This is a genomic window from Curtobacterium sp. MCPF17_046 (assembly GCF_003224295.1).
GTDB lineage: Bacteria > Actinomycetota > Actinomycetes > Actinomycetales > Microbacteriaceae > Curtobacterium.
The window spans coordinates 1-3,166 of the sequence record NZ_QKLB01000030.1 but is presented as its reverse complement, the minus strand read 5'-3'; the positions used below and the strand labels follow the sequence as shown (position 1 = coordinate 3,166).

Genomic DNA, 3,166 nt, shown 5'->3' with positions numbered 1-3,166 from the left:
GGTCGGAACTTACCCGACAAGGAATTTCGCTACCTTAGGATGGTTATAGTTACCACCGCCGTTTACTGGGGCTTAAATTCAGAGCTTCGCCGTGAGGCTGACCCTTCCTCTTAACCTTCCAGCACCGGGCAGGCGTCAGTCCGTATACATCGTCTTGCGACTTCGCACGGACCTGTGTTTTTAGTAAACAGTCGCTTCCCACTGGTCTCTGCGGCCTTCAACGCTCACGGAGTGAATCCGGTCACGTGTCCGGCCCCCCTTCTCCCGAAGTTACGGGGGCATTTTGCCGAGTTCCTTAACCACGATTATCTCGATCTCCTTGGTATTCTCTACCTGACCACCTGAGTCGGTTTCGGGTACGGGCGGCTGCAACCTCGCGTCGATGCTTTTCTCGGCAGCATAGGATCACTGATTTCCCCTTACGGGTACGCGTCGGATCTCAGGCGTACAGACGACGGATTTGCCTATCGTCAGCCCTACATCCTTACACCAGGTTCACCTTACGGATACCATCGCCTGGCTCAGCTACCTTCCTGCGTCACACCTGTTCATACGCTAACCGCACCAGCATGGGGTCGAGCGTTAGACCGGCCCGTCTCACCCCGAAGGGATCAACAAGTGCCGGGTTAGGACTCTTAGCACCACTGGATTAGCTTGGGCGGTTGTTCGCCGGTACGGGAATATCAACCCGTTGTCCATCGACTACGCCTGTCGGCCTCGCCTTAGGTCCCGACTTACCCAGGGCGGATTAACCTGGCCCTGGAACCCTTGGTCTTTCGGAGGACGGGTTTCTCACCCGTCTTTCGCTACTCATGCCTGCATTCTCACTCGTGTGGCGTCCACGGCTGGATCACTCCGCCGCTTCACTCGCCACACGACGCTCTCCTACCACTCCGCACGACTGAACCACGAAGGCTTGTCCATGTGCGAAATCTACAACTTCGGCGGTGTGCTTGAGCCCCGTTACATTGTCGGCGCGGAATCACTTGACCAGTGAGCTATTACGCACTCTTTCAAGGGTGGCTGCTTCTAAGCCAACCTCCTGGTTGTCTGTGCAACTCCACATCCTTTCCCACTTAGCACACGCTTAGGGGCCTTAGTTGGTAGTCTGGGTTGTTTCCCTCTCGACGATGAAGCTTATCCCCCACCGTCTCACTGCTGCGCTCTCACTCACCGGCATTCGGAGTTTGGCTGACGTCAGTAACCTGTTGAGGCCCATCGGCCATCCAGTAGCTCTACCTCCGGCGAGAAACACGCAACGCTGCACCTAAATGCATTTCGGAGAGAACCAGCTATCACGAAGTTTGATTGGCCTTTCACCCCTATCCACAGCTCATCCCCTCCATTTTCAACTGAAGTGGGTTCGGTCCTCCACGACGTCTTACCGTCGCTTCAACCTGGCCATGGATAGATCACTTCGCTTCGGGTCTAGGACATGCGACTGAATCGCCCTATTCAGACTCGCTTTCGCTACGGCTACCCCACACGGGTTAACCTCGCCACATATCGCTAACTCGCAGGCTCATTCTTCAAAAGGCACGCCGTCACCCCTACAAAGGAGGCTCCGACGGTTTGTAAGCAAACGGTTTCAGGTACTATTTCACTCCCCTCCCGGGGTACTTTTCACCTTTCCCTCACGGTACTTGTCCGCTATCGGTCATCTGGGAGTATTTAGGCTTATCAGGTGGTCCTGACAGATTCACACGGGATTTCTCGGGCCCCGTGCTACTTGGGATACACATCCGGCCATAACACCATTTCGTCTACGGGGCTGGCACCCACTACGGCCCGGCTTTCAAACCGGTTCGACTATGATGCGCTGTAACCGTCCCAGTCCGGCAGAACTGAGCGACGTGTCCCACAACCCCGACCATGCAACGCCCGCCGGCTATCACACATGATCGGTTTAGCCTCATCCGTTTTCGCTCGCCACTACTCACGGAATCACATGTTGTTTTCTCTTCCTGTGGGTACTGAGATGTTTCACTTCCCCACGTTCCCTCTACCCGCCCTATATATTCAGGCGGGAGTCACCAGGTCGACAAGTCGCCTGGCGGGGTTTCCCCATTCGGAAATCCTCGGATCACAGCTCGATTATCAGCTCCCCGAGGCTTATCGCAGATTTCTACGTCCTTCTTCGGCTCCAGATGCCAAGGCATCCACCGTTTGCTCTTAGAAACTTGACCACAAAGATTAAAATTGCGATCCAACGCCATGTTTCACGCCAACCCGAAAGCCGACGATCATCGATGACGCGAATCTAAAGATGCTCGCGTCCACTGTGTAGTTCTCAACATACGATCGGCACCACACTCCACCAGACACAACGCCTAGCCTCATGCAGCCCACCGAAGGACCTTGCGGCCCAACCCCCAACCACCGAACCCGCCTCCAAAAGAGACAACCCGACGATCAGGAAGCCTGGTCCCTCAGGACCCAACAACGTGCACCAGCCAACCCGCTTCCCCCCGACCCGTTCCAACCCAGACACCTCACAAAGAGACACCCGAGCGTACTGAGACCAGAAGACGCGCTCCCGACTGCACTGTCAATGTTCCACCCATGAGCTACCCGTCGGACACGTTCGGTCCGAACCGGGCGCCTGGACCAGCAACCAACCCACCACGACGGTGAGCAGCACTGACCAGATGCTCCTTAGAAAGGAGGTGATCCAGCCGCACCTTCCGGTACGGCTACCTTGTTACGACTTAGTCCTAATCACCGATCCCACCTTCGACGGCTCCTTCCACAAGGGTTAGGCCACCGGCTTCGGGTGTTACCGACTTTCATGACTTGACGGGCGGTGTGTACAAGGCCCGGGAACGTATTCACCGCAGCGTTGCTGATCTGCGATTACTAGCGACTCCGACTTCATGAGGTCGAGTTGCAGACCTCAATCCGAACTGAGACCGGCTTTTTGGGATTCGCTCCACCTTACGGTATCGCAGCCCTTTGTACCGGCCATTGTAGCATGCGTGAAGCCCAAGACATAAGGGGCATGATGATTTGACGTCATCCCCACCTTCCTCCGAGTTGACCCCGGCAGTCTCCTATGAGTCCCCGGCATAACCCGCTGGCAACATAGAACGAGGGTTGCGCTCGTTGCGGGACTTAACCCAACATCTCACGACACGAGCTGACGACAACCATGCACCACCTGTACACC

At 56.0% G+C, this 3,166-nt stretch carries 2 rRNA genes; both read right to left on the bottom strand.

The features are described 5' to 3' along the window. Nucleotides 1-2,186: ribosomal RNA gene (locus DEJ32_RS15910) — 23S ribosomal RNA — on the bottom strand; the annotation flags it as partial. Nucleotides 2,187-2,659: 473 nt separating this feature from the next. Next, nucleotides 2,660-3,166, bottom strand: a 16S ribosomal RNA gene (locus DEJ32_RS15905); the annotation flags it as partial.